This is a genomic window from Paenalcaligenes suwonensis, assembly GCF_011290505.1.
GTDB classification, from domain to species: Bacteria; Pseudomonadota; Gammaproteobacteria; order Burkholderiales; family Burkholderiaceae_B; genus Paenalcaligenes; species Paenalcaligenes suwonensis.
In genome coordinates this window covers 55,842-79,094 of record NZ_JAANPV010000010.1, presented here as the reverse complement: position 1 = coordinate 79,094, position 23,253 = coordinate 55,842, and the positions used below count along the sequence as shown (strand labels likewise).

Annotated in this window: 21 protein-coding genes and 2 tRNA genes; 9 read left to right on the top strand and 14 right to left on the bottom strand. The window is 50.2% G+C overall.

The annotated features are described in order from the left end of the window. Positions 1-68: 68 nt before the first annotated feature. The 5 genes from GY634_RS14650 to GY634_RS14630 all read right to left on the bottom strand — a co-directional run bounded on the left by GY634_RS14650 (position 69) and on the right by GY634_RS14630 (position 3,664). Entirely contained in the window at positions 69-1,094 is a 1,026-nt protein-coding gene (locus GY634_RS14650; protein ID WP_166409468.1) for an ArsA family ATPase, read from the bottom strand. 8 nt (positions 1,095-1,102) lie between these two features. After that, positions 1,103-1,381 carry a cory-CC-star protein gene (locus GY634_RS14645; protein WP_207625618.1) on the bottom strand — a complete coding sequence of 93 codons (279 nt, stop codon included), beginning with the start codon at positions 1,379-1,381 and terminating at the stop codon, positions 1,103-1,105. 56 nt (positions 1,382-1,437) lie between these two features. Beyond that, a complete protein-coding gene (locus tag GY634_RS14640; RefSeq protein WP_166409467.1) occupies positions 1,438-3,114 on the bottom strand; it encodes a carbon starvation CstA family protein in 1,677 nt (558 codons plus the stop codon). Between the two features lie 286 nt (positions 3,115-3,400). After that, positions 3,401-3,476, bottom strand: a tRNA-Gly gene (locus GY634_RS14635). Positions 3,477-3,588: 112 nt separating this feature from the next. Further along, positions 3,589-3,664: transfer RNA gene (locus GY634_RS14630), tRNA-Gly, on the bottom strand. 318 nt (positions 3,665-3,982) lie between these two features. On the opposite strand from GY634_RS14630, the gene murB reads away from it, so the two are divergent. Further along, positions 3,983-4,987 (top strand): UDP-N-acetylmuramate dehydrogenase, encoded by a 1,005-nt coding sequence (gene murB, locus GY634_RS14625; protein WP_166409466.1) that lies wholly within the window; start codon positions 3,983-3,985, stop codon positions 4,985-4,987. Between the two features lie 9 nt (positions 4,988-4,996). Here murB and dapB read toward each other — a convergent pair whose 3' ends face one another. Together dapB and GY634_RS14615 are read right to left on the bottom strand one after the other, a co-directional pair. Further along, positions 4,997-5,788 (bottom strand): 4-hydroxy-tetrahydrodipicolinate reductase, encoded by a 792-nt coding sequence (gene dapB, locus GY634_RS14620; protein WP_166409465.1) that lies wholly within the window; start codon positions 5,786-5,788, stop codon positions 4,997-4,999. Between the two features lie 15 nt (positions 5,789-5,803). Continuing rightward, positions 5,804-6,286, bottom strand: coding sequence for an outer membrane protein assembly factor BamE (locus tag GY634_RS14615; protein ID WP_166409464.1), 483 nt, complete (start codon positions 6,284-6,286; stop codon positions 5,804-5,806). 158 nt (positions 6,287-6,444) lie between these two features. On the opposite strand from GY634_RS14615, the gene fur reads away from it, so the two are divergent. Further along, complete coding sequence (fur, locus tag GY634_RS14610) at positions 6,445-6,903, top strand: ferric iron uptake transcriptional regulator (protein WP_166409463.1); 459 nt, start codon at positions 6,445-6,447, stop codon at positions 6,901-6,903. A gap of 68 nt (positions 6,904-6,971) precedes the next feature. Here the strand turns inward: fur and recN are convergent, their stop codons facing one another. Both recN and GY634_RS14600 read right to left on the bottom strand, forming a co-directional pair. Continuing rightward, the gene (gene recN / locus GY634_RS14605; protein ID WP_166409462.1) at positions 6,972-8,621 is read right to left on the bottom strand and encodes a DNA repair protein RecN; all 1,650 of its coding nucleotides are present in this window, start codon (positions 8,619-8,621) and stop codon (positions 6,972-6,974) included. Between the two features lie 9 nt (positions 8,622-8,630). After that, positions 8,631-9,530, bottom strand: coding sequence for an NAD kinase (locus tag GY634_RS14600; protein ID WP_166409461.1), 900 nt, complete (start codon positions 9,528-9,530; stop codon positions 8,631-8,633). Between the two features lie 132 nt (positions 9,531-9,662). Here GY634_RS14600 and hrcA point away from each other — a divergent pair, with 132 nt between their 5' ends. From hrcA to dnaJ, 5 genes are all read left to right on the top strand, one after another. After that, positions 9,663-10,676: a heat-inducible transcriptional repressor HrcA gene (gene hrcA / locus GY634_RS14595; RefSeq protein ID WP_166409549.1), complete on the top strand. Its 1,014-nt coding sequence runs from the start codon at positions 9,663-9,665 to the stop codon at positions 10,674-10,676. A 49-nt stretch (positions 10,677-10,725) separates the two neighbouring features. Next, positions 10,726-11,781 (top strand): ferrochelatase, encoded by a 1,056-nt coding sequence (gene hemH / locus GY634_RS14590; RefSeq protein WP_166409460.1) that lies wholly within the window; start codon positions 10,726-10,728, stop codon positions 11,779-11,781. 93 nt (positions 11,782-11,874) lie between these two features. Continuing rightward, positions 11,875-12,435 carry a nucleotide exchange factor GrpE gene (gene grpE, locus GY634_RS14585; RefSeq protein WP_166409459.1) on the top strand — a complete coding sequence of 187 codons (561 nt, stop codon included), beginning with the start codon at positions 11,875-11,877 and terminating at the stop codon, positions 12,433-12,435. 119 nt (positions 12,436-12,554) lie between these two features. After that, on the top strand, positions 12,555-14,477 hold the full coding sequence (dnaK, locus tag GY634_RS14580) for a molecular chaperone DnaK (protein ID WP_166409458.1): 1,923 nt from the start codon (positions 12,555-12,557) through the stop codon (positions 14,475-14,477). A gap of 100 nt (positions 14,478-14,577) precedes the next feature. Next, a complete protein-coding gene (gene dnaJ / locus GY634_RS14575) occupies positions 14,578-15,714 on the top strand; it encodes a molecular chaperone DnaJ (protein WP_166409457.1) in 1,137 nt (378 codons plus the stop codon). A gap of 84 nt (positions 15,715-15,798) precedes the next feature. Here dnaJ and GY634_RS14570 read toward each other — a convergent pair whose 3' ends face one another. From GY634_RS14570 to mgtA, 5 genes are all read right to left on the bottom strand, one after another. Further along, positions 15,799-16,431: a response regulator transcription factor gene (locus GY634_RS14570; protein WP_166409548.1), complete on the bottom strand. Its 633-nt coding sequence runs from the start codon at positions 16,429-16,431 to the stop codon at positions 15,799-15,801. Next, positions 16,431-17,492: a sensor histidine kinase gene (locus tag GY634_RS14565; protein ID WP_166409456.1), complete on the bottom strand. Its 1,062-nt coding sequence runs from the start codon at positions 17,490-17,492 to the stop codon at positions 16,431-16,433. The genes GY634_RS14570 and GY634_RS14565 overlap by 1 nt, the downstream gene beginning before the upstream one ends. 29 nt (positions 17,493-17,521) lie before the next feature. Continuing rightward, entirely contained in the window at positions 17,522-18,226 is a 705-nt protein-coding gene (locus tag GY634_RS14560; RefSeq protein ID WP_166409455.1) for an MgtC/SapB family protein, read from the bottom strand. A gap of 47 nt (positions 18,227-18,273) precedes the next feature. Beyond that, the gene (locus GY634_RS14555) at positions 18,274-18,507 is read right to left on the bottom strand and encodes a hypothetical protein (protein WP_166409454.1); all 234 of its coding nucleotides are present in this window, start codon (positions 18,505-18,507) and stop codon (positions 18,274-18,276) included. A 145-nt stretch (positions 18,508-18,652) separates the two neighbouring features. Continuing rightward, positions 18,653-21,343, bottom strand: coding sequence for a magnesium-translocating P-type ATPase (mgtA, locus tag GY634_RS14550; RefSeq protein ID WP_166409453.1), 2,691 nt, complete (start codon positions 21,341-21,343; stop codon positions 18,653-18,655). Positions 21,344-21,861: 518 nt separating this feature from the next. Between mgtA and GY634_RS14545 the strand changes: the two genes are divergently transcribed. Together GY634_RS14545 and GY634_RS14540 are read left to right on the top strand one after the other, a co-directional pair. After that, on the top strand, positions 21,862-22,905 hold the full coding sequence (locus GY634_RS14545) for an MFS transporter (RefSeq protein ID WP_207625617.1): 1,044 nt from the start codon (positions 21,862-21,864) through the stop codon (positions 22,903-22,905). A gap of 92 nt (positions 22,906-22,997) precedes the next feature. Further along, on the top strand, positions 22,998-23,186 hold the full coding sequence (locus GY634_RS14540) for a hypothetical protein (RefSeq protein WP_166409452.1): 189 nt from the start codon (positions 22,998-23,000) through the stop codon (positions 23,184-23,186). Positions 23,187-23,253: the final 67 nt, after the last annotated feature.

Genomic DNA, 23,253 nt, shown 5'->3' with positions numbered 1-23,253 from the left:
GTGATTATTATTACATTAATGAGCGCAAACGATGGCAATAGAGTGAATCAATGTGTGAATGCGAGTTTTTAGTCAGCCGTATTTACAGGGTTAGTAGTCAAGTGTTTACCCAGCACTTGTAGTGCGTCTACACCAACAATATCGTCCTCTTGTAGCGATACGAGGCAGCGCGGTAACGTAGGTAGGCGTTGATGTAAGTCCACCATATGCTTTTCTTGCTGTTGGCGTCTATGAGCCCAGAAGTTACTGTCATCCATTGCTGGTAGGAGACGGTTCACTATCAATCCAGCCACCGGAATGTTTTGTGACGTGAGAGCTTGTACGGCTCGTTCTGTTTCTAGAATAGGTAATCGTTCTGGGGTTAACACAAAAACGAATGCTGTGGTTTCGCTGTCATGTAATCGCCTGCGCGTACGATTAAATAGCTGCTGTCTACGAAGCAATGTGCTGAGTAACTCTGCATCTTTGCTGTCGAATTCGGCGCTGTGGTGTTGGCTGGGGTCACTGGTTAAGCTCTCTATACTACGTGATGGGGTTAAATGCTGGAGTACAGAGGCTAAGTGTTGTGAGCGTTTGTTGTGTCGTAGTAGCCCGTCAGTCCAAGCAGCCATTACTTCAGGCAGGCTGAGTAAACGCAGTGTGTGGCCAGTAGGGGCTGTGTCTAAGATGACAGTATCATAGTTTTGTAGGCCTTCTTCTATTACTTTAGCTAGCCTTTCTAATAGTGCGGCTTCTTGTGCCCCTGGGGATTGTCTGCTTAGTTGCAGTTGGCGCTGTAATTCGTGAATTTGATCGGGACCGGCATAGCGCCGCATTTGTGCCAACACCCTTTCTAAGTAGGCATCGGCTTCTTTGTCGGGATCTATTTCTAGTGCCCATAGCTGAGGAGCTAGCATGGTGGTGTGATCACCAATGTGACGACCAAAGGCATCACTTAAGCTGTGGGCTGGGTCAGTAGATACTAGCAGCACGTTACGCTCAGCCGTGGCGGCTAGCACCGCTAATGCGGATGACATGGTCGTTTTACCTACACCGCCTTTACCACCCAAGAGAATCAGCCGGCGAGTGGTGAGTAATTCGTCAATATTTAGCATAGGTAGGCTCAGCAGCAGCGGAAATGATCAAGAGGGGAACGTTCCATCCCCATGCGGGTATGCCAACTGTGAAAACGCTGTAATAGTAAAGGCTGCAGCTCTAGCGTGTACCATGATGCTGGGTTGGGTACTCCCATCATTTCAGAAAATACTAATAACATAAATAGGTCCTCCTCCTCGCGTTTGGCGCGAGCAATGGCGGCACGATAGGGGGCGTTGTAATAGCTTTCTCCCAAGGCGCTGGCTTGTTTGCACCAGTGGGTCAAGCGGGTAAAGGATTCTTTCATCGCTGTCCTTTATACAGCCCCACTGTAAAAGCAGGGCTGTAAGTTGAAGGTAGAACTTAGGAAGGGGTCGCGGCAGCTACTCGTTTCTCTTTGCGGAGCACCGATACACACTCTAGGGTAACGAGAATAGCCGCTATTAACACAATGAGATCCAGCGAAAATAAGAACCAGTTTTCTTTCAGGTAGAAGTCACGTAATTGGATTAATAGTGCAGCTAAGGTCATTACAAGAACAAACGATAATGGGGCAGTTACGTAGATGGACGGAGACTTTTGTCGCACTAGCATCACGGCGATGACCAGTAGAGTTAGCCCAGCCAGTAATTGGTTTGTGGTGCCAAACAGGGGCCAGATAATTAAGCCACCAGAACCGCTGGCGCCGCCAGCACCAAAAGCCAAAATCAAGCATGTAAAAACGGATAGGAAGGTGGCAGGAAGGGCTTTACCCATCCATTTGATGTTATAGATCTCACCCCACTCTTGGAAAATATAGCGTTGTAGGCGTAGGCCTGTGTCCATCGTCGTGCCGGCAAATAAGGCAGCCATCACCGTGAGCATGGTGGCTGAAATTTCAGGACTAATGCCTATGCCTGCATGAAGAATGTTTGCTCCACCTTGAACAAATGCATTGACGCCGCCTTGACCAAAAGAGTGGTAAATGCTTTTCCACTCAGCTAGCGAAGCAAAACCAGCAGATGCCGCGACGATTGCCGCTAGAGCTAGAGCGCCTTCACCTATAGCTCCGAAATAGCCCACAAAACGGCCATCACGTTCACGGTTTAGCTGTTTGGAGGTAGTGCCGGATGAGACTAGTCCGTGGAAGCCTGAAATAGCGCCACATGCGATAGTGACAAATAAGAGGGGGATTAAGGATGGCGTACCAGCAGGTACATCAGAGTTGATCATCGGAGCAACCATGGTGGGATTGCTAAATAATACGGCTACATAGAGCAGGGCGAGGCCAACAAAGAGCTGTAGGCCGTTTATGTAGTCTCTGGGTTGTAATAGCATCCACACAGGCAATAAGGAGGCAATGGCAGCATAGGCAAATAGCAGTAATATCCATATTGCACTAGGACCTAAGCCCATGACTTGTTCGGGTAAGGTGACGGGGACGCTTGGGCCTATATAGATTAGCCAATACAAAGCACATACGCCTATAAACGACACGATAGCTAAATTCAGCTTAAAGCGATAAATGGCTTGTCCAATGACAAAGGCAACCGCGATGGCTCCCCAAACAGGTACAACAGAACCGGGGTTATTAATCAGCAATCCGGCAATAACTACGCCGAACACTGCATTAACCATGAGCAGCACCAGGAAGATGACGATCATGAAAATGGAGCGTGCTCGTTTTCCTACTACGTCACCAGTAAGTGCTCCTACCGATTTGGCTTTGTTGCGAATGCTGGCCCAAATGGCTCCGAAGTCGTGTATGCCAGCAAAAAAGATTGTCCCAAAGGTGACCCAAAGAAATGCGGGAAGCCATCCCCAAATCACAGCGATGGCCGGGCCTACAATGGGGGCTGCACCAGCAACAGACGTAAAGTGGTGTCCCCATAACACAAATTTATTGGTGGGCACAAAGTCTATACCATCCTCAAACTCATGGGCCGGAGTGGGGCGGTTATCGTCTAATTTGTAGATTTTTTCAGCAATAAAACGTGAGTAAAACACATAGCCTAGACACATAGCGCCTAAGCCTATAACTACTAGTACGATTGCACTCATACAGCCTCCTCCTAGAGTGATGAATGACGTCACTATGCTGCGATGACGTGGTCTTTTGAGAACGACACAAAGAAAAGTGTGTACTACTAGAGGGGAATTACAGCCATTGCTTTGGGTTGTGACTTTTTTATTAGCTCATACTGACAATATGCTGAACAATAGTAGAAACCCTTGTATCTCTTTATTTTTTAAAGAATTGTTGTGAGTGAAGGGTATAAAAGAAAGGGGTAAGCAAAGTAACTCTGAACGCAAAAAAGCCCAAACCGAAGTTTGGGCTTTTTTAATTTGGAGCGGGAAACGAGGCTCGAACTCGCGACCTCAACCTTGGCAAGGTTGCGCTCTACCAACTGAGCTATTCCCGCATTTAAGCGTTGCCTGCTTTATTAACACTGCTGCCTGTTTTCAGGTTTTTAACTAGTGCTAACTTAGCTGATATAAAAAGCCCAAACAATGGCTTGGGCTCTTTAAAGAATTTGGAGCGGGAAACGAGGCTCGAACTCGCGACCTCAACCTTGGCAAGGTTGCGCTCTACCAACTGAGCTATTCCCGCATATTTTCCTTCTCAGGAAAGATTAGAATTATAAGTTGGTTTCTTTTGTTTTGCAAGTGTCTTGCTGGAACTTCGAAACTACTTCATCTAACCGATGCCGCACATACATTGCTGTTTGTTTGGCTGCTTGATCGTTTGGTGTTCAATCAAGCGAGAAAGTGAATATAGCTGTTTTTACACTGATGTGTCAAGCAATTTTGAGAAATGATTTGAAATAAATGTGTGATACCACCGTTGTGCGGCGAAGGTGGGGCAGTACCTGTTTTATACTCAGGGTTGTACTTCATCTGCTGACGTGACAGGCAAACGCACCTAACTATGTTGAATAACCACGATTTATCCCGCTGTAATACCTTTGGACTGCCCTGTGTGGCGCAGACACTGTTTAAGTTTGAGCAAGTGTCTCAGTTACCAGAGCTAAGCACGGCTATTAACGAGTTTGCGCAACACCGAGTGTTAGGTGGGGGAAGCAATGTGATCGTGCCTCCTAATTTACCTGGTCTGACCATTCAGGTAGCCAATAAAGGTATACGGTTATTGCGTGAGCACGATAACTTCTGGTTGATAGAAGCCTGTGCGGGCGAGGTGTGGCACGATTTTGTGGCGTATACCTTAGAGCAGGGTTGGTATGGCTTAGAGAACTTAGCCTTAATTCCCGGCACAGTGGGGGCTGCACCAGTACAAAATATTGGTGCGTATGGTCTAGAGCTAGACCAGCGTGTACACAGTGTATTGGCGTGGAATTTGTTGGAAGGTGAATTGCATGAATTTAGCGCGGAAGAGTGCGAGTTCTCGTACCGAGACAGCATGTTTAAACGAGCGAAGTCGGGTACGTGGTTAATTGTGGCCGTTCGTTTTAAGTTGCCTAGAGCCTGGCAGCCCTTGTTGCAGTACCCCGATTTGCGTGATCACGCATCACTGCAAGCAGCACCTACAGCAAAGGCTATTTTTGATGCGGTGTGTGAAGTGCGTCGTACTAAATTGCCTGATCCCACTAAAGTGGGCAACGCTGGTAGTTTCTTTAAGAACCCTGTGGTTCTCGCCGAGCAATTCGAGCTTTTGCGATCACAGCACCCCAATGTGGTGGCGTATGCGCAGGCAGATGGTAAGTATAAAGTTGCCGCAGGCTGGCTAATTGATCAAGCGGGCTGGAAAGGGCGGGCGGCTGGTGCGGTGTCTATGCACCCACGCCAAGCGTTGGTGATGACCAATTGCGGTGGGGCAGTGTTAGAGGATGTGCTGAACTTAGCGCAGCAAATACAGGTGGATGTACAGCAGAAGTTTGGCGTACAGCTGGAACAAGAACCTGTGCTGTACGCCTAAACTAGGCAGTTAGCCTGCCAGTACGTCTTGCATATTGAAGAGGCCGTGCTGCTTGCCTTTCAAAAAGCGTGCAGCGCGAAGGCTGCCTTGTGCATAGATAGTACGATTGCTGGCGCGGTGGGAGATCTCAATACGCTCACCTTCGCCGCAGAAAAACACGGTGTGGTCGCCAATGATGTCACCGCCACGTACTACCGAAAACCCAATGTTGCCTTCTTTGCGTGCGCCTGTGTGACCATGGCGAGCCCAATCTGCGATCTCGTCCAGTGGTTTGTCCCAGACCTTGGCAACGGCTTCACCCATGGCGAGCGCAGTACCTGATGGGGCATCCACTTTATGACGGTGGTGCGCTTCAAATACTTCCACATCAAAGCCACTTTGCAGCATTTTTGCGGCCATTTCCAACAGTTTTAACGTCGCGTTCACGCCTACGCTCATGTTGGGGGCAAACAGCACAGCAACTTTCTCTGCGGCGTGTTGAATGCGTGCTTTTTCTTCATCAGAAAAACCGGTAGTGCCAATCACACACTGTGTGTTGTGACGTACACAAGCATCTAGGTGTGCCAAGGTGCCTTCAGGGCGAGTGAAGTCAATCAGGCAATCGGCATTGGCCAACTGATTGAGGTCGTCGCTAATGGCTACGCCTGTGGTTTTACCCAGAAAAGCACCTGCATCGTGGCCTAAAGAGGTAGAGCCAGCATGATCCAGTGCAACGGCAAGAGTCATGTCGTTACTGTTTAGTACAGCTTCAATCAGCATGCGGCCCATACGGCCGCTTGCTCCAGCAATGGCGATACGCATTACAAATTCCAGAAATTATTGATCAGGGCTGCGGTAGTTGTCCGTCACATTGGGATTTTCGGCATCCAATGGGGTTTCATCTACAGCTTGTTGAATGGCATTGGGTGTATCCGGCCCCATGGTGGCGGGGTTTTGGAAAGGTTCATGGTTAGGCTGTGTGTCGCCATCCCAACGTACCACCGTGTTGCCATCGAACCAAACGGTAAACAAACGTTTCTGTACGTCGCCGTAGCCAGGTTTGTTGTAGTAGGGGTAATCCCAACGATCCGAGTGGAAGATATCTTGTAGTGTAGGAGTGCCCAGTACGTAGCGTACTTGCTCACGGGTCATGCCGACGCGCAGTTGTTCTACCTGCTCAGAGGTGATCCAGTTACCTTGCTGAATATCAGCTTTGTACGGGAATCCCCACTTGGTGCCGCCGCAAGCACTCAGTAATAGTGCGGAGAAGCACACAGCAACACCCGTGCGTAGAACAGAAGAGTAGTTTTTTGCTTTCATCAGCTTACCGTGCTCTTGTTAAATAAAATCGTTATTATAAGGGATATGAGGTAGTACAACCGTGCATTATGCTACGATGTAAGTCATCTCGGAATCCGTCGGTGCAAGTTGCCAGATGGGCCACGAATCCTTCCCCCTTTCAGATATTAATTTTAGCTATGAACGATCAAAACGAACTGAAAAGCATGGGGCTTAAGGCGACATTCCCACGCCTCAAGATTCTTGATATTTTTCGCCGCAACGACGATACCCAAGAACTGCGCCATTTAAGCGCGGAAGATGTGTACCGTTTGCTGATTGCCGACGACGTGGATATTGGTTTAGCCACGGTCTATCGTGTGCTGACTCAATTCGAGCAGGCCGGTATTTTGGCGCGTAGCCAGTTTGATGGTGGTAAAGCGGTATTTGAATTGAACGATGGGGATCACCACGATCACTTTATCTGCACAAATTGTGCCAAAGTGGTTGAGTTCTCTGATCCTGAAATTGAAAAACGTCAGCACAAAATTGCGGATAAATTAGGTTTCGAGCTGGAAAGCCACACCATGGTGTTGTATGGCTTGTGCAATGATTGCACCAGCACAGGCCGTGCTACTGGCCGAGGGTTCGCTAAGTAACCTGACGTCTGCATGGCAGATCAGTACATAAAAAAGCGGCTTGTGTAGCATTGCACAAGCCGCTTTTTCTATGATTGTGACAGCATTTCTTTGGCGTGTTGGCGAGTGGTGTTGGTAATGGCAATGCCGCCCAACATACGCGAAATTTCTTCTACGCGAGCCTCTTGATCTAGCACTTGTATGCGAGACAACGTATGTCCGCCTTGGCTTTGTTTGCTGACTTGTAAGTGGTGTTGGCCTTGGGCCGCGACTTGAGGCAAGTGAGTCACACACAGCACTTGGTGTCGTAACCCCAATTCGCGCAATAGTTTTCCCACTACTTCAGCAACTGCACCACCAATACCAGTATCTACTTCGTCAAAGATTAAGGTAGGTACTTGGGCAGCTTGGCTAGCAATCACTGCCAACGCTAAAGAAATACGGGCGAGCTCACCACCCGAAGCCACCTTCGCCAGCGGAGCAGGGCGTACACCCGCATGGCCTGCGACTAAAAACTCTACCTGCTCGTTACCATGAGCAGACGGTTTGCAAGGGCTAAGTTCAACCGCAAACTGACCGCCTTGCATAGAAAGCTCTTGCATGGCGTGGCTAACTTGTTGGCTTAGTTGTTTGCTGGTGCGAGCACGGGCATCACTAAGTTGCTGTGCTAATGTGTTGTAGTGCTCCTGAGCCTGAGCTACTTTGCCTTCTAGCTGTTCTAAGTCGGCATCTTCACTGAGTTGCTCTAACTGCTGCGTAAGCGTTTGCAAGAGGGTTGGCAGTTCTTCGGGTTCGCAACGGTATTTGCGTGCCATGCTGAAGATATCCGCCATACGTTCTTCCAGATTCGCCAAGCGGTCTGGGTCCAGCTCTACCGAGCTTAAATAGCTGTTTAGATCAGAGATGGCTTCGGTACTGGCTATGCGTGCGGATTCTAAGGTGTCTAGAATGGGTTGCAGTGCAGCCGGGTCGTGGTGCAATAAGCGTGTGATTTCTTGGGTAGCTGAAAACAAGGCACGTTGTGCGGCTTGTTCCTCGCCATCCAAGAGGTTTAATGCTCTAGTGGCGCCATCGAGTAACGACTGCGCATGCGCCAAGCGTTGGTGTTCTACCGCGGTTTGTTCCCATTCGTTGGGCTGCAGGTCTAGTGTTTGTAGTTCGTCATGTTGCCATTGCAAGCGTTCGCGTTCGGCTTGTAGGCCAGCAGATTGTTCTTGCGCCTGACGCAGCCGTTGCTGCAAGGACTGCCAGTTGCTCCATACCGAAGCGACTTGTTTGGCCAGTTCAGTATGCCCGCCTTGGGCATCTAGCAGAGCGTACTGGTTCGTGCTTTTTAGCAGGCTTTGGTGGGCGTGTTGCCCGTGTATGTCTACCAGTTGCTCGCTGACTTCACGCAGTTGGCTTAATGTGGCGGGTGTGCCGTTGATGTAGGCGCGACTGCGGCCTTGTGCGTCGATGACGCGGCGCAGTAGCAGTTCTTCGCCGTCGTCTAAGTCATTACTTTGCAGCCATGAACGTATGTCATCACTGAGGTCAAAGTGTGCACTGAGATCGGTTTTTTCACATCCCTCACGTATGACGCGGGTATCGCCGCGTGCCCCTAGCAGCAGCGACAGCGCATCTATAAGTATGGATTTCCCAGCGCCTGTTTCGCCAGAAAATACAGTGAAGCCCTTATCGAATTCGATATGGGCTTCATCCACAATGACAAAATCACGTATATGCAGGGATCGCAGCATAAGTAGGGATTATTCGTTGGCGTCGTTGGGTTGTGGGATACGGTTCCAGTCTAACTTTTGACGTAAAGTAGAAAAGAAACTGTAACCCGTAGGATGGATAAAACAAACGGTTTTCTGAGCGCGGCGTATTTCCACGCAGTCGCCAGGTTGGCAGTCAGACCATGCTTGCATGTCAAAGTGCACACTCGCGCCAGACTCTACTCGGCCAAGCGCCGTAATAGTTAAGCTAAGGGTGCTGCTGTCGGGCACCACGACGGGACGGTTAGACAGTGTTTGTGGTGCAACGGGCACCAGCAAGAAGGCATTAAGCGTGGGGTACAGAATAGGGCCATTGGCGGCAAGAGCATATGCCGTGGAGCCGGTTGGTGTGGCTACGACTACACCGTCAGCACGTTGGCGATGCATAAACACACCATCTAGCTCTACACGCAGCTCTATCATGCCGCCACGACCCGCGCGGTTAATTACGATATCATTGAGCGCGATGCCGGAAACCAGTGTTTCACCATCGCGTACTACGCGGCCTTCAAGTAGGCTGCGGTGCTCAGTTTCGTACTGACCGTTGATCACGCTGGTGATGGCTTCGTGCGCATGCGGTAGGGGAATATCAGTAATGAAACCTAGGCGTCCATGGTTAATACCAATCAAGGGAACGCCGCTGTGTGCCAGTTGACGTGCTGCACCCAACATGGTGCCATCGCCACCCACAATAATGGCGAGGTCGGCTTGTTGGCCTATTTCGTCAAAACTGATACAGGGGATATCCTGTATACCGGTGTAGCGCGCTGTGTCGCTTTCTATAATGACCGAGCAACCCGCTTGCTTCAGCGTGTGGGCAACGGCTCGCAGCGGGGCATCAAGTCCCGAGTCATGATAGCGACCCACGAGGGCGACCGTTTTGAAATGCATGAGGTAAATTGCCTTATGATGGAATAGGAATAGGATAATCTGAATTACTGGATTATAGAATTGTGTAAGGGTTTAGGGCATTGATGCTGCAGTTTGATCCTGATGTGAGTGTATGTAAGCATGGCAAAATATCTGGACGATAGAGCAAGTGCATTATTGACGCTATTAATAGAGCGTTATATTGCAGACGGTCAGCCGGTGGGGTCACGTACCTTATCTAGGCTTTTTGACTTGTCGCCAGCCACCATACGCAATGTGATGGCTGATCTAGAAGACCTAGGGTTAATTCATAGTCCCCACACGTCGGCGGGGCGCGTACCCACACCGCAAGGGTACCGCATGTTTGTGGACCGCCTATTAGCCGTACCGCAGTTCGAAGTGCCTCGCATCGAACCGTTGCAACTGCGCCTACCGATGGAAGAGCCTTCCCGCGCGGTGTCGTCTGCCGCCGCCTTGTTGTCCAACTTGTCCCAGTTTGCTGGGGTGGTTATGGTGCCGCGCCGCGCACAAACCTTCAAGCATATTGAGTTCATCCGCCTCTCGGGAAAACGGGTGTTGCTGATTATGGTGTCGCCCGACGGTGATGTACAAAACCGCATTTTGTTCATGTCTCGAGAGTATCGCGAAGAAGAGCTAACTGAAGCCAGCAATTTCTTTAATCAGCACTTTTCAGGCAAGTCCTTTAACGTGGTGCGCGAATCTTTAGCCGACGAGCTTTCAGCCTTACAGACCGATATTTCCCAACTGATGCAAGCCGCTGTTGCTGCCAGCACTGCCGAGTCCGACATTGAAGAAGATGTGGTGATTTTCGGTGAGAGCAAGCTGTTGGACGTAAGCGAAATGACGGATGACCTAAGCCGTTTGCGCCGTCTGTTCCAGCTGTTTGAAAAGAAAACCGAACTGCTGCATTTGTTAGATGCCTCTAGCCATGCACACGGTGTACAAATTTATATTGGTGGCGATTCTACGCTGTTGCCTTTAGACGACGTTTCTATGGTGACGGCGCCGTATGGGGTAGATGGCGAGGTGGTGGGTACCTTAGGGGTAATCGGTCCTTCTCGTATGGCGTACGACAAGGTGATACCTATCGTGGACATCACTGCTAAGTTATTGTCCAATGCCTTGAGCTGTAATCAGAACAATTGACAGGAATGGCGTCGCACTCCTACGTAGTAGCGGCGCATAGGGTCTAAATATGCTGTTAACTACCTACTTGACTGAACCGTCGGATCCATCGTTGTTGGATGCGCAGATCAGTGTCCGTCCCGCTACGCCGGTAGGCATAGTGGTTATGAATCTGGGTACGCCAGACAAGCCTGATGCAGGATCCATACGACGCTACCTTAAAGAATTTTTGTCTGATCCCCGCGTGATTGAAATCCCTCAGCCTATTTGGCAGTTGATTTTACGCGGTGCCATTTTGCCATTTAGGCCGGGCAAGTTAGTAGAAAAGTATGAAATGGTATGGATGCCTGAGGGTGCACCCTTGTTGGTATACAGCCAGCGTCAAGCCGATGGTTTGCAGCAACGCTTAGACCCTACTGGCACCACAGTGAAAGTAGAGCTGGCAATGCGCTACGGCAATCCATCGGTAGAAAGTGCCATGGATAAACTGCGTGCACAGGGTTGTGAGCGTATTCTGGTGGTGCCTTTGTACCCACAGTATGCGGCAAGCACTACGGCTACAGCGGTGGATGCGGTGACCCGTTATGCAGCAAAAATGCGTAATCAACCCGAACTACGCTTTATACGTAGCTACTGTGATCATGCTGCTTACATACAGCCGTTGGCACAGTCCGTGAAAAACTACTGGGAACAACATGGCAAACCCGAGCGTTTGCTCTTGAGTTTTCATGGTTTGCCACGACGTTGTGTGGAAAAGGGCGATCCATACTACCGAGAATGCATGTTGACCACCGCCGCATTACGGCAGGCGCTTGATGGCTGCGATGTGCCGGTAGAGGCAGCCTTCCAAAGCCGCTTTGGTGCAGAGCGTTGGTTAGAGCCGTATACCGAACCTTTATTGCGTCAGTGGGCGAAAGAGGGTGTGAAAAACGTGCAGGTGCTGTGCCCCGGTTTCTTGGCAGACTGTTTGGAAACCCTAGAGGAAATTAAGCTCATGTGCCGTGATGCCTTCCTTGAAGAGGGGGGCCAGCAGTTCGCGTACATTCCCTGTTTAAATGACGATGCCCAATGGGTAGATGGGCTAGAACAACTGGTGCGTGAACACGCTGCGGGCTGGCTCTCCTAAGCGAAATGTAAATAACATCTTGGCTCTCTTGAATATGGGGTAATTGATCCCCATATGAGTAGCAGTGATGTTTTTTAGCCGTGGAGATCCATTATGTCTGCATCAACAGACCAGAACGAAAACCAGATTCCTGAAGACAACCAACCTGAAAACGAGTCCATTGATGTGGCAGCAGAGTCGCTTGTCGAACCTGGACTAGATCAGCAGTTGGAAGAAGCTCAGGCTAAAGTAGCCCAGTATTACGATCAGTTGCTGCGCGCTAAAGCCGAAATGGAAAACATTCGCCGTCGAGCGGATGAGGAAGTATCTAAGGCACGTAAATTCGGTACAGAATCTTTTGCCGAAAGCCTGTTGCCCGTGCGTGATAGTTTAGAAGCTGCACTGGCTCAAGAAGAGCAAACGCTTGAAGCCTTCCGCGAAGGTATAGAAACCACGCTGCGTCAGTTGGATAACGCGTTTACACGCAACCAGTTGAAAGAAGTAGCGCCACAAGCGGGCGACAAGTTTGACCCCCATCTGCATCAAGCGATTTCCACCGTACCTTCTGATCAAGCTGAGGGCACTGTGGCCATGGCATTGCAGAAAGGCTATGTGTTGGCTGATCGCGTATTGCGTCCCGCACTGGTGATGGTGTCTGCCGGACAACCTGCCTAAATTATTTTGTTGTAGGGGGGCTTGAAAATGTTTAGTGAGTCCCCATCTATCAATCATCGGAATAACTAAGCAGTATCCCAAAAATGGGTACGCTGATTTTTGCAAGGTGAATCAAAAAAATGAGCAAGATTATTGGTATTGACCTTGGTACTACCAACAGTTGTGTTGCCGTTATGGACGGTGACCAGGTCAAAATTATTGAAAACGCAGAAGGTACACGTACTACCCCTTCCATCGTTGCTTACATGCCCGATGGTGAAGTTCTGGTAGGTGCTCCTGCTAAACGTCAAGCCGTAACAAACCCACAGAACACGTTGTATGCTGTGAAGCGTTTGATCGGTCGTAAATTCGACGAGCAAGCTGTACAAAAAGATATCCCATTGATGCCTTACAAAATCGTTAAGGCCGACAATGGTGACGCATGGGTAGAAGCCCAAGGTAAAGCGTTGGCTCCTCAGCAAGTTTCTGCTGATACCCTGCGTAAAATGAAGAAAACCGCAGAAGACTACTTGGGTCATGAAGTGACCGAAGCAGTTATTACTGTACCTGCTTACTTTAACGACAGCCAACGTCAAGCAACTAAAGATGCGGGTCGTATTGCTGGCTTGGAAGTAAAACGTATTATTAACGAACCTACTGCTGCGGCATTGGCGTTCGGCTTGGATAAAGCGTCTGATGGCGATCGTAAGATTGCTGTGTATGACTTGGGTGGTGGTACGTTTGACGTGTCCATCATCGAGATTGCTGACATCGACGGTGAAAAACAGTTTGAAGTACTGTCCACCAACGGTGACACTTTCTTGGGTGGTGAAGACTTTGACCAACGCATCATCGACTACATCATCGACGAGTTCAAAAAAGAAAGCGGCGTAGATCTGTCTAAAGATGTATTGGCTCTGCAACGTCTGAAAGAGTCCGCAGAAAAAGCGAAGATCGAACTGTCTTCCACACAACAGACTGAAATCAACCTGCCGTACATCACAGCAGATGCTTCCGGTCCTAAACACTTGAACCTGAAAATCACACGCGCCAAATTGGAAGCGTTGGTTGAAGATCTGATCGAACGTTCTATCGAACCTTGCCGTGTAGCGATTAAAGACGCTGGCGTGAAAGTGTCCGAGATCGACGATGTGATCTTGGTGGGTGGTATGACACGTATGCCTAAAGTGCAAGAACGTGTGAAAGAGTTCTTCGGTCGTGATCCACGTCGTGACGTGAACCCTGACGAAGCTGTTGCAGCGGGTGCGGCCATTCAAGGTTCCGTACTGTCTGGCGACCGTTCTGACGTATTGCTGTTGGACGTAACACCATTGTCCTTGGGTATTGAAACCCTGGGCGGTGTGATGACCAAAATGATTCAAAAGAACACCACTATCCCAACACGTCACTCGCAAGTGTTTTCTACTGCGGATGATAACCAGCCAGCGGTAACCATTAAGGTTTACCAAGGTGAGCGTGAAATCGCTGCGGGTAACAAAGCGTTGGGCGAGTTCAATCTGGAAGGTATTCCACCAGCACAACGTGGTATGCCACAGATCGAAGTGACTTTCGACATTGACGCAAACGGTATTTTGCACGTTTCCGCCAAAGACAAAGGCACTGGTAAAGAGAACAAAGTTACCATTAAGGCTAACTCTGGTTTGAGCGATGAAGAAGTTCAGCGCATGATGCAAGACGCCGAGGCACACGCTGAGGAAGACCGTCGTTTGGCTGAGCTGGCAACAACACGCAACAACGGTGAGGCACTGGTGCACTCCACACGTAAATCGTTGGAAGAGTACGGTGACAAACTGGAAGCCAGCGAGAAAGAAGCCATTGAAGCGGCTATCGCTGAGTTGGAAGGTGCGTTGAAAGATGGCGACAAAGACGCTATCGATGCCAAAGTTGAAGCCTTGAGCACAGCCTCGCAGAAACTGGGCGAGAAAATGTACGCTGATATGCAAGCTCAAGCTGGTGCACAACAAGCCGGTGAAGAAGGTGCTAAACCTGCGGATGAAAACGTGGTTGATGCTGACTTCAAAGAAGTGAAGCGCGATCAGTAATCCAGTGACTGTGCACTGAACAGGCCCGGTAGCCAACCTGAAAAGGGGGCTCCGGGCATCCTTTTTTCCATGAAAAGGCTTTACAAGCCTGACAGTCAAAATGGCAAAACGCGATTTATACGAAATACTAGGTCTCGCCAAAAATGCTAGCCAGGATGAGATCCGCAAAGCCTATCGCAAGATGGCAATGAAGTACCACCCGGATCGTAACCCTGACAGCAAAGAGGCCGAAGAGAAGTTCAAGGAAGCGAAAGAGGCTTACGAAATTCTGAGCGATGAGCAGAAACGTGAAGCTTATGACCGCTATGGCCATGCCGGGGTAGATCCTAGCGCTGCCGGTATGGGCGGCATGGGTGGTGGTGCCGGAGGGTTTGGCGGGTTTGGTGACCTGGGCGATATCTTCGGTGAGATTTTTGGTGGTGCGGGACGCCGTGGTCAAGGTGGGCCACAAGTCTACCGTGGTGCAGATTTACGCTACTCGTTGGAAATCAGCCTAGAGCAGGCAGCCAAAGGTTTTGATACGGAAATCCGGGTACCCAGTTGGGAAAACTGTTCGGTCTGTGATGGCTCGGGCGCGAAACCAGGTAGCAAACCTACCACGTGTGGAACGTGTGGTGGGGCAGGTGCGGTTCGTATGCAGCAAGGCTTCTTTAGCGTGCAGCAAACGTGTCCAACGTGTCATGGCTCAGGTAAAGAGATCAAAGATCCGTGTACAGCCTGCCACGGTGAAGGCCGTAAACGTGTAGAGAAAACACTGCAAGTGAAGATTCCTGCCGGTATTGATGACGGCATGAGCATTCGCTCTATGGGTAATGGTGAGCCGGGCGTCAACGGCGGCCCTGCCGGTGACTTGTATGTAGAGATTCAGTTGAAGCCGCATGGTATTTTCCAGCGCGATGGCGACGATCTACATTGCAGCCTGACCATTCCATTTACCACCGCGGCATTGGGTGGTGAAGTGGAAGTGCCTACCTTAACGGGGCGTGGTGAAATCACTATTCCTGAAGGGACACAAACCGGAAAAACCTTCCGCTTGCGTGCTAAAGGGATCAAGGGGGTGCGTTCCAGCTACCCAGGTGATTTGTACTGCCACATTCAGGTAGAAACACCGGTGCGACTCAGTGAAGACCAGAAGAAAATTCTGCGTCAGTTTGAAGAAGCACTGCAGTCGGGTGGTGATAAGCACTCTCCCAAAAGCGAGTCATGGACAGACAAGGTAAAGAACTTCTTTTCCTAATTCTGTGCAGTACTAAAAAACCGGTATAACGTTAAACGTTGTACCGGTTTTTTTATGGCCTAGCGTAGCAGGCAGCAAGTAGGCTTAAGGCTGCAATTGCAAGCGGTCAGCCATGCGTACCAGCTCGGCCAAGGAACCGGCTTCCATGGTGCGCATGACTTGCCCACGTCGCACTTTCACGGTGATTTCACTCACATGCAGTTGGCTGGCTATTTGCTTGTTGAGCAAGCCCTGTACCACTAAGCGCATCACCGATTGTTCACCTGCGGTGAGCTTATCCCAGCGATCTCGTAGCAGGGTGATTTGACCTTCTTCTTGACGGCGTTGGGTGTCTTTTTGCAGCCCCAGTTGTATGGCATCAAGCAAGTCTTGGTCGCGGAAAGGCTTGGTCAGAAATTCGATGGCCCCATTTTTCATGGCTTCCACACCCAGTGCAATATCACCGTGTCCAGTGATGAAAATGGTGGGTAGTTGAATACCGTATTGGGACATGTGGCGGTGAAAGTCCATACCGCTTTGACCGGGCATACGAATGTCTAGAATTAAGCAGCCAGGCGCATCCTCAACCCCTTTGTCTAAGAACTCTTGAACCGAGCTGTAGGTGCGGGTATGCAAGCCTACAGAGGCGAGTAAGTCGTCGAGTGCGGCACGCATAGATGGGTCATCATCAACGATGTAGACCAAGGCGTTTGAGGTTTCTGTAGAGGAAGGAGACATCATGAACTGGCTGCCGGGTGATTCAGGGGGAGAATAAATTGAAAACAGGCACCGCCTTCTGCGCGGTGGGTGGCCCAAATGCGTCCCTGATTGGCCTCCATAATGGTGCGGCTAATGGCTAGCCCCAGCCCTACGCCTGTTTCCTTTTCGGTCCAGAAAGCATCGAACATATGGGCAAGCGCATCATTACTAAAGCCTTTGCCTGAGTCTGCTACGCTGACTAACAACGCGCCTTGTTCATCCACTTGGGTGGTGAACTCGATTTCGCGGTGAGGGCGTGAGTTCTGCCGTATGCTTTCTATCGCATTGTTTAATAAGTTGCCCAAGACTTGCTGCAATTGTATGCGGTCGGCCAGTACCTTAGGCAGGCTCTCGGCCAGTGTTAGTTTTAGGGCAATGCCGTTACGTTCTAAATCGTTACGCGAGAATTGCACCACTTCGATAATGGCCTGATTCATATCGAACAGGCTGGTTTGTGGTGCATCGCCTCGGGTGAGAGCACGTACGCGGGTAATGACATCGCTGGCACGGTTGGCATCGGCAATAATACGTTCGATGGCTAGACGTGCTTTATCCATATTAGGTGGTTCAAAATTTAACCACCGCTGGCAGGCATTACTGCTGGCGATAATAGCGCCTAAAGGTTGGTTAACCTCGTGTGCAATAGAGGCCGCCATCTCACCTAAGCTGGTAATACGTGCTAATTGTTGTAGGCGTGCTTGAGACACTTGTGCAGCGGTACGAGCCGCCATGATCTTGATGCCCAATAACGAGGTAATACCTATAGCGACTAAACTGATGGCGGTATTTAACAAGCCTATTTCGTAGGCGCCATCGTTGGTCATGTAGAAACTGATAATGGTTAGCGTAATGCAGGCGGCCGATAACCAGCCTACCGTACGCACGCTGTACAAGTTAGTGGCGGCTAACAGCACAGCGCAATAAAACACGGCAAACGCGATGGCGTAATCGGTGACGGTATCCGCAATAAAAATTGCAGCCATTACTATGGCAATAGTAAGGCCGGCTAGAATGCGGCGAAAATTCAAGCTACCCGTCATGTGTATCCTTGGTTGGCAAAGTGGGGTGTTTAGTCTTCATGTTCGGTGACAGAGCGCCAACGTACCGATGTTACCATCGGCTCTAAACTCAGCCTACCAATGACTTGTTCTACCAACCTATCTTGCTTGTCTTCAGCACGTACCAAGGCATTGACCTCCACACGGTTGGTGTCTTCAATGTCGGTACTTTCTAATTCTTGTATGTGAATGTTTTGTCCCAAATCACGCAGTAATAAGGCGCGTACATGGGCTTCAGCTTCGCTGTAGCACACCAAACTAATGCTGTAGCTGTTGGTAATGTCGGTATTGCTTAGTGCTTGGCGTTCAATGAGTCGTACCAAGGGGCGCAGCAAGCCATTTACGCCAATAATAAAGAAGGCAGCGATGGTGGCGTGGAAAATATAGCCCGCGCCACACAGTACCCCAATAGCCGCCGAACACCATAAGGTAGCGGCAGTGTTTAGGCCGCGCACGTTCATGCCTTCTTTGAAAATGATGCCAGCCCCTAAAAAACCGATGCCTGATACGACTTGTGCGGCAATACGGGTAGGGCTGGCCTCACCGGGGAAAAGCCCCGCAAAAATGACAAAAGTGGCTGCACCTAGTGCGACCAGAGTGTTGGTTCGTAGTCCGGCCTGACGCTGATGCCATTGCCGCTCAAACCCTATTAGCCCACCCAGCACCAACGCGCCGAATAGGTTAATGGCAACAGAAGACAGATCGTGAAAATCCATGGTAGTGAACCCTCCCAAACTAGGAACCAACGTGGTGAGTAAAGTAGTTATAAAGCCTGTGTGACGCTATCACGTTTGGATGTCTGAGTTGTGTCAGAGTGTTGTGGTGCGTTGTAGGCTGTGTCCACGGTAGCGGCTTGGGTAGCCCATGACAAGGCCAGTAGACCAAACAGGGACACCAAGTACAGTGCCACGACGCAAAAGTACAGGCGATGGGTGTGCAGTGCGGTCAGGCGACGTGTCAGGGAGTGGTGAACATCAGAAAAAGCGATACGGAACATGGGAGCCTCCATTGTGTAAGGTTCCCACTATGCGTTGCTTAGTGTGGGAACCAGTGTGTAGCAAAAAGGTGAAGAGGGTGTGTCTCAACGCATAAGCGACACAACGATCCAGGGTCATCATCCATAAGGACCTCCTTGTTAGACGTTAAAACCAACGGCCAAAGCGGCGTATGTACAGCATTTTCATCAGTTGTGCGGCCACACAATAACTGAGCAAAATACCCAGTAGCCATGGAAAGTATGCCCACGGTAAAGCCTCTAAACCTACTAGCGGCCCCAGAGCTGAAAAGGGTAGGTATAAGCCTATGGCCATAATGCTGCCGGTCATCAGTAGTACCGGTAAGGTGGCCGTACTTTGTATGAACGGTATCTTTTGGGTACGTAGCATGTGCACCACTAGGGTTTGGGAAAGTAAGCCTTCAATAAACCAACCTGACTGAAACAAGGTTTGGGCAGAAGGGCTGTTGGCCGCAAACACAAACCATAAAACGCTATAGGTGACTAAATCGAAAATCGACGATGTAGGCCCTATGAACAGCATGAAACGGCCAGTGTTACGTGCATCCCATTTTCTAGGCTTAGACAAAAACTCGTTATCCATTTTGTCCCAAGGTAGAGACAGTTGCGACAGGTCATACAGCAGGTTTTGTATCAGCAGTTGTATGGCCAGCATGGGCAAGAATGGAATAAATGCGCTAGCAATCAGTACCGATAACACGTTGCCAAAGTTAGAGCTGGCGGTCATGTTTAGGTACTTAAGAATATTGCCAAAGGTCTCGCGGCCTTTGATTACTCCTTCTTCTAGCACCAGCAAACTTTTTTCTAGCAAAATAATGTCGGCAGATTCTTTAGCAATATCGGCCCCGCTGTCTACGGAAATGCCTACATCCGCCTCACGCAGTGCCGGTGCATCATTAATGCCATCGCCTAGGAAACCAACCGTATGGCCATTGGCTTGCAAGGCTTTGAGTATGCGCGACTTTTGCAGTGGAGTCAGTTTGGCAAATACGGTGCGTTCCTCTACTTTTTGGCGTAGGGTCGCGTCATCTAGCAATTCAATTTCGCTGCCTAGTAGGGCAGTACCCGGTGCTAAACCCACTTCTTTGCAAATACGGCTGGTAATGATCTCGTTATCGCCCGTCAGCACCTTAATCGTTACGCCGTGAGCATGCAACGCCTGCATAGCGGCGCTGGCGCTGTCTTTAGGCGGGTCTAAAAAGATCAATAACCCTCGTATGACTAAACTGTGTTCATCACTGGCGTTGTACTGCCCAGAGTGTTGCTCATGACCGAGTTGTTTGGTGGCCAGTACGACGACTCTAAAACCATCTTGGTGATAGGCCCTAGCCATGGTGAGCAAACTAATGCGTCGTGCATCAGTGAGCGCAACAGTTTCTTGGGCGTGCACAATGTGGCTAGATACCGCCAGCATTTCCTCAACAGCACCTTTGCAAATCAGTAGGTGCTCATCACTATCATTGCGAACCACTACCGATAGACGTCGACGTTCAAAATCAAAAGGAATCTCGTCTACTTTTTCCCAATGCTTAACGGTGGTTAGTTGATGGGCAGATGCTTCAGCAAAACGTACTACGGCTTGATCAATCAGGTTGACTACACCACTTTGGTGGGCGCTATTTAACCAAGCCAATTGCAACACTGTGGCGTCGTCTGCACCTGTGGTGTTCACGTGTTTTGCCAAGATCACTTTGTCTTGGGTAAGCGTGCCTGTTTTATCAGTACACAGCACATCCATTGCACCAAAGTTTTGTATAGCATTTAACCGCTTTACTACTACTTTCTGTTTGGCCATTGCCATCGCGCCTTTGGCTAAATTGGCACTCACAATCATGGGCAGCATTTCGGGTGTTAGCCCTACGGCTACGGCTAAGGCAAACATAAAGGCTTCTACCCAGTCGCCCTTGCTAAAACCATTAATTAACAACACCAACGGCACCATGACCAACATAAACCGAATCAGTAACCAGCTCACACTGTTTACGCCACGGTCAAAGGCCGTTTGGGAACGAGCCCCCACAATAGAATGGGCCAGAGCCCCAAAATAACTGCGGTTACCAGTAGCCATCACAATGGCAGTGGCAGTACCACTGACTACATTCGTCCCCATAAAACCAATGTTGGGTGTATCCAGCAGGTTATGTTCGGTCGCCGTAAACAACGCTGGGGTGTGCTGTTTTTCTACAGGAATGGATTCGCCTGTCAGCATGGCTTGGCTGACAAACAAATCGCGGGATTCCACGAGTCGTACATCGGCAGGGATCATGTCGCCTGCACGTAGTTTGATCAGGTCGCCTTCTACCAACTGCTCAATGGGCAGCTCTAGGGTTTCAGGTCTGTCTTGTACGGCGCGGCGGCGAATCACAGTGGCCGTCGAGCGTACCATGTCTTTCAGTGCTGCAGCAGAACGGGTAGAGCGGTATTCCTGAATAAAGCGCATGACTGCACTGGCTAATACCATGGTCAAAATGATGACCATGCTGGCGGGGGCAGCGGCATGCCCAGCTTGCCAAGGTAGCCAAATGTCAGTGATGGCACTGATCCCTGCTAATACCAACAGTACGACGATGAAGGGGTTTTTAAAAGTACTGAAAAATTGTCGTAAGGCTGAGGGCGTCTGTTCATGGGCCACGATGTTTAGGCCGTCGCGCTGCTGGCGCTGGATGACATCCGAATGCAGCAATCCATGTGGGTGTGCACCTACATTTTTTAAGGTGTGGTGCAGGCTTAGAGGGGCCTCATGTTGTGCTCGCAATGTACGTGTTTGCGCCGCTGGTTTGGGCGTGACACGTGAGAAAGCGGAAGCAAGGAACGTCATGAGTGAAACCTCTGCCACAACAGCAGCGGCAGCGGCTCTATGCCGGATTATTGCGGCATACAGAACAGCATGGCATCGCTGTTGCCATGGGTGTTAATACGATGAAATAAATACGCTGCGGGTGGCTTCATGCCTGATTTAGCTAGGAAATAGACAAAAAGTATTATGCGATGGCTAGAGCGTAGAAACCAGACTACGTGTGTATGCACTGTTCAAACTAAGAGGTGGTAGTTCTATACCTTGGTATAGCTAAGGGTGAAATACGTGTGTGGGATGTGCGGCATTTTGTGAACTAGTGATGCAATCTTATTTACATACGTTGTGTATGTAATTGATGGAACAGATAGACCCTCTAGGAGATTTGCTGTGTACGCGCAGTACAAAACATTATTGATTCGCCCTGATGTGCGGGCATTTGTGTGGGCTGGTTTACTGGCTAGGTTAGCGTTACCCATGATGGGGATGGCATTATTACGCTGCTAGTGCAGTGGCGAGAGAGTTATGCATTGGCAGGGGCCGTGTCGGCGACGTTTGTGCTGATGTATGCGGTAGTGTCGCCCTATACGTCGCGGTGGGTAGATAGCAAAGGGCAGCGTTACGTGTTGCCCAGAATTACCTTGCTGTGCGTAAGCGGTGGGGGGATCGTAGTACTGGCCTCGTACTTGGAATTGCACAATGCGTTTCTATTTGTAGGGGCGGCATTGTTAGGATGCATGCCAAGTATCTCAGCATTTATTCGGGCACGCTGGACGGCACTACTCTCTGGGCAGCCGGCATTGCAAACGGCGTATTCGCTTGAAACTGTGGCAGATGAACTCAGTTTTATTGTGGGGCCACCGTTGTCGGTGGGGGTAAGTGTTGTGTGGTTTACCCAAGCTGGGGTGGTGTTAGCGTTGGTGGTGCTAGTAATAGGGGCATTTGCACTGATGAACCAACACGCTACCGAGCCTGCTATAGCTCGCCCTAATCAGGCCAAGCCGCCGTCAGTGCTGTGGTCTACACCTACGGTGCCTCTGTTAACGCTGGTCATGATAGGTATGGGAGTAATGGTAGGGGCTGTAGACATACTGAGTGTGGCGTTTGCCGAGCAGCAAGGCTTGCCCGCGGCAGCCAGTTTGGTGTTGTCTGCTTACGCTGTAGGTTCGTGTGCGGCGGGGTTGGTTTTTGGTGCGCACACAGTAGCTGTGCCGTTGCGCAAGCTGCTTGTGTGGGGCGGCGTAGCGATTGCGATCAGCACTATTCCCTTTATATGGGTAAGTGGTGTGGTGGGGTTAAGCGCCAGTGTGTTCGTGGCTGGGGTTTGTTTTGCACCTACCATGATTGTGGCTATGTCCTTGGTAGAGCGGCAGTTGGCATCATCCCAGATTACCGAAGGCATGACATGGCTACTGGCGGGGTTGAACAGCGGTGTGGCGTTGGGCGCTAGTTGGTCAGGCAACCGGGTAGATGCGGCGGGCGCACAAGCGGGTATTCCCGTGTTGTGGTGGGCCGCACTAGCGGTGCTCATGTTTGCTGCAATAGCTGCCATGCAACTACGAGAACCCGCTAAAACGGCTTCCTAAAAAAACACCCCCAGCTGAATAGGCTTCAAGCTGGGGGTATGACGTTGCTTAGTCACTATCAGGGGTTACTGGCTACCTGAGGTTCCTCGTTAGTGGGGGCCTCGATTGCCTCTACCTTAGGTGGTGTGGCAGCAACAGTAGGTGCTACAGGGCTGGCAGCTTGCGGTGGTGCCTCAGCAGCAGCAACGGGTGCTGCTACTAAGTCTGCGGCAGGCGATTCACTGGCTGTAGTGGGTTCAACTGCGCTAGCAGGTGCTGCGTCACTGACGGTGTCAGGCTGAGCCTCAGTGTCTGCTTGCGGCCCGTCTACGGCCTTGGTCTTAGCCTCGCCCTCTGTTGCTGAGCTGT